At 76.9% G+C, this 3,534-nt stretch carries 4 protein-coding genes; 1 reads left to right on the plus strand and 3 read right to left on the minus strand.

All coding sequences use genetic code 11. The features are described from left to right. Positions 1–141: 141 nt before the first annotated feature. The 3 genes from ACFCX4_RS32245 to ACFCX4_RS32255 all read right to left on the minus strand — a co-directional run bounded on the left by ACFCX4_RS32245 (position 142) and on the right by ACFCX4_RS32255 (position 1,807). Positions 142–378, minus strand: a complete 237-nt coding sequence (locus tag ACFCX4_RS32245; protein WP_376150309.1) for a hypothetical protein — start codon at positions 376–378, stop codon at positions 142–144. After that, entirely contained in the window at positions 375–965 is a 591-nt protein-coding gene (locus ACFCX4_RS32250) for a universal stress protein (protein ID WP_376150310.1), read from the minus strand. Before ACFCX4_RS32250 ends, ACFCX4_RS32245 begins: the two co-directional genes overlap by 4 nt. A gap of 140 nt (positions 966–1,105) precedes the next feature. After that, on the minus strand, positions 1,106–1,807 hold the full coding sequence (locus ACFCX4_RS32255) for a TetR/AcrR family transcriptional regulator (RefSeq protein ID WP_376150312.1): 702 nt from the start codon (positions 1,805–1,807) through the stop codon (positions 1,106–1,108). 162 nt (positions 1,808–1,969) lie between these two features. On the opposite strand from ACFCX4_RS32255, the gene ACFCX4_RS32260 reads away from it, so the two are divergent. Then, positions 1,970–3,478 (plus strand): carboxyl transferase domain-containing protein, encoded by a 1,509-nt coding sequence (locus ACFCX4_RS32260; RefSeq protein WP_376150314.1) that lies wholly within the window; start codon positions 1,970–1,972, stop codon positions 3,476–3,478. Positions 3,479–3,534: the final 56 nt, after the last annotated feature.

A 3,534-nucleotide genomic window follows, 5' to 3' on the forward strand; every position in this document is an offset into this window, starting at 1 on the left:
CCGGGTCGCACGGACTCTCCCCACTGAAAGTGGGACGTGCTCTGGTAGCACCACTGACGCCTGACGAGAGATCATCTCCCTCGCGACAGGAAGAAGACTACCAGCTCAGAACGGGTACTCCCGCCACGGGCCGACGGGCCGTCACGCCACCGGACCGTGGCCGGGGGGCGTCCCGAACAGCCCGGACGGCCGGGGCCGGGGCGGCGGGGCCGCCGACGGCCGCGAGCGGCGGCCGACCAGGGCGCACAGACCCACGCACGCCCCGAGGGCGAGCGGGCCGGGGCGGAGTTCACCGAGGACGGCGAGGACGGGGAGCGGCGCGGCGGAGGCCGTCGGCGCCACGGCGGCCGACGACGCCGGGGCCGGCGTGCCCTTCACGCCGTCGCCTTCACCGTCAGCCGGGTGAGGAAGTGGCCTTCCAGGGCCTCCAGTTCCCGCTGGAGGGGCGGCTTGGGGACGGCGAGCACCGGGCAGGCGGCGTGCCGGACGCAGTAGGCGGTGATCGACGGGCGCAGCGCCCGGGCGAGCGCCCCGCGGCTGCCGGCGCCGAGGACGAGCAGGTCCCCCGGCCGGTCGGCGCACCGGACCAGGGCCTGGCCGGTCTCGCCGCGGACGGCGACGCTGCGCAGCCGGGCGCCGGCCCAGGCGCCGCCGAAGGCCCGGTCGAGGGCGTCGCGCAGCCTGGCGGCGGCGGCGTCGCGGCAGGCGGAGAGCAGCGGCGGGCAGGGCGCGCGGCGGTAGCCGAACTCCCCGCCGGCCGGCGTCCAGCAGTGCACGGCGAGGACCTCGGCGTCGAGCCGCCGGGCCTCGGCGACGGCGCGGTGCAGGGCGGCGAGGCTGCCGAGCGAGCCGCTGACGCCGACGACGATCCGGCCCCGGCCGTCGTCCGCCGGGGCGTCGTCCGGGTGGCCGTCGTCCCCGGTTCGCCCGTGGCCGCCGGGGAAAGGTGTCGGCTCGTCCGCCATGGTGCTGTCCGTCCTCGCGGGGGTGGCTGGTGCTGTCGGGTCCAGCCAAGCCGCGGCGGAGGGGGAACGGGCGGTTCGTTGACGGAGCCCTGACGTGCGCGGCCCCGCTCCGTACGGGTCCCTGACGCGGCGGGCGCCGCTCACGCGGGGGCGGGCCCGTCGGCCTCCCAGAGGTCGGCGAACATCCTGTCGAGGTGCTCCTCGCCGATCGGCGGGACCGGCAGCGGATGGGCGGCCCGGGTGCGGAAACCGTCGAGCAGCAGGGCGAGGCAGCGGCGCCACAGGTCGGGGCGCAGGTCGGTGGTGGCGGGCAGGGCGCGGCAGAGCGGGCCGAGCATGAACAGCAGGTCCATGGTGACGACGTCGGGGCGCATGGTGCCCTGCTCCTGCGCGCGGGCGACCAGGGTGCCGACCGTCACGGCGTTGCGCCGGCTGATCTCGATCATCCCGGGGACGGTCGGGATGGCCTGGGTGACCAGGTCGTTGATGCCCCGGTCGGCGGCGACCAGCTCGAAGATCCGCTCGAAGTAGCGCTCGATGGCGCCCCAGGCGTCCTCGGCGGCGAGCGCCTCGGCACCGGCCTCGTCCAGCAGGTCCGCGGCGTCCGCGAAGACCTCGCCGATCAGCGCCTCACGGGTCGGGAAGTGCCGGTAGAGGGTGGCGTTGCCGACGCCCGCTTCCTTGGCGATCTGGTCGAGCGGGATGTCCAGCCCGTGCCGGGCGAAGAGGTCCCGGGCGGTGGTGAGCAGCTGGTCCCGGTTGCGCCGGGCGTCCCGCCGCAACCGCCCCGGGGGGTTCGCCCCACCGCTGCCGCCCGTGCCACCCGTCCCGCTCGTCGCCATGCCCCGACCCTAGCAACGCGGGCGCAGCCCCCCGGCCGGGCGACCGGCGCCCGCGCCCTGTCGGTCTCCTCACACCCTGCGCCCGATCCCCCACGGCGAACCCCGACCGCCCTATCGTGATCTTCGTCGCGCGGACCCGGATCGGACGATGGGGTGGAACGGATGAACACTTCCCTCACGGCGCACCAACTGGTCGGCCTGCTGGTCGACCCCGGCAGCTTCGTGAGCTGGGACGAACCGCCGACCGCCGAGCCGGCGGACGCCGGGTACCGGGCGAGCCTGGCCCGCGCACGGGAGCGGACCGGCACCGACGAGGCGGTGCTCACCGGTGCCGGGCGGATCGGCGGGGAGCCCGCGGCCCTGGTCGCCTCCGAGTTCGGCTTCCTCGGCGGATCGATCGGTGTGGCGACGGCCGAGCGCATCACCCGGGCCGTCGAACGGGCCACCGCCGAACGCCTCCCGCTCGTCGCCCTGCCGGTCTCGGGCGGAACACGGATGCAGGAAGGTTCCGCCGCCTTCCTCTGCATGCTGCGGATCACCGCCGCCGTCCAGGCCCACCGCGCGGCCGGGCTGCCCTACCTCACCTACCTGCGCAATCCCACCATGGGCGGGGTGTTCGCCTCCTGGGGGACGCTCGGACAGCTGGTGTTCGCCGAACCCGGGGCCCGGCTGGGGTTCCTCGGCCCGCGCGTCTACGAGGAGTTGCGCGGCGTCCCGCTGCCCACCGAGGTGCAGCGCGCGGAGACCCTCGCCGAACGGGGACTGGTGGACGCGGTGGTGGCGCCGGAGGAACTGCGTGAGGTGCTGCGCCGCTCGCTGTCCGTCCTGACCCGCGTCCCCCTGCCGGCCCCGCCGGCCGCCGCCGCCCCCATCGTCCCCGCCCCCACCGCGGAGCGCCCCGACGCCTGGGAGGCCGTCCTCCGCACCCGCCGCGCCGACCGCCCCGGGACCCGTGAACTGCTCCGCCGCACCACCGGGGAACTGGTGCTCCTCGACTCCCCCGGCGGCCGGTCCGGCGCCCTCGTCCGGGCCCTCGCCGTCCTGGACGGACAGCCCGCCGTCGTCGTCGGCCAGCAGCGCCAGTGCGGCGCCCAGGAACTCCCCTTCACCGCGGCCGACCTGCGCGCCGTCCGCCGCACGGCCCGGTTCGCCGAACAGCTCGGCCTCCCGCTGGTGACGGTGGTGGACACGGCGGGCGCCGAACTCTCCGTCCAGGCCGAGCTGGAGGGCATCGCCGTCGAGATCGCGCACTGCCTGACCACCCTGCTCTCCCTGCGCACGCCGGTGCTGGCGGTCCTCCTCGGCCAGGGCTCCGGCGGCGGCGCGCTGGCCCTCCTCCCCGCCGACCGCGTCCTCGCCGCCTCCAACGCCTGGCTCGCCCCGCTCCCCCCGGAGGGCGCCTCCGCCATCGTCCACCGCGACGGTTCCCACGCCCCGGAGCTCGCCCGCTCCCAGGGCATCGGCGCGTACGACCTCGCGGCCGTCGGCCTGGTCGACGAGGTGGTCCCCGAACTCCCCGACGCCGCCGACGAACCCGCCGCCTTCTGCACCCGCCTCGGCCACGCCGTCAGCACCGCCCTCGCCCACCTCACCGCCACCCCCGCCCCGACCCGCCTCACCGCCCGCACCACCCGCCACCGACGCCTCGGCGACCTCCTCACCCGGAGCTGACGGCCTGCGCGGGAAGTCGGCGGGTCGCGCTCGGTGCGCCGGTCGAGGGCGCGGCC

Origin of the sequence: Kitasatospora sp. NPDC056327, from assembly GCF_042261735.1 — a bacterium.
Taxonomy (GTDB): domain Bacteria; phylum Actinomycetota; class Actinomycetes; order Streptomycetales; family Streptomycetaceae; genus Kitasatospora.

Excerpts from the sequence above, each read along its gene's own strand:
- ACFCX4_RS32250 (WP_376150310.1), bottom strand. The coding sequence starts at position 965 with ATGGCGGACGAGCCGACACCTTTCCCCGGCGGCCACGGGCGAACCGGG.
- ACFCX4_RS32255 (WP_376150312.1), bottom strand. The coding sequence starts at position 1,807 with ATGGCGACGAGCGGGACGGGTGGCACGGGCGGCAGCGGTGGGGCGAAC.
- ACFCX4_RS32260 (WP_376150314.1), top strand. The coding sequence starts at position 1,970 with ATGAACACTTCCCTCACGGCGCACCAACTGGTCGGCCTGCTGGTCGAC.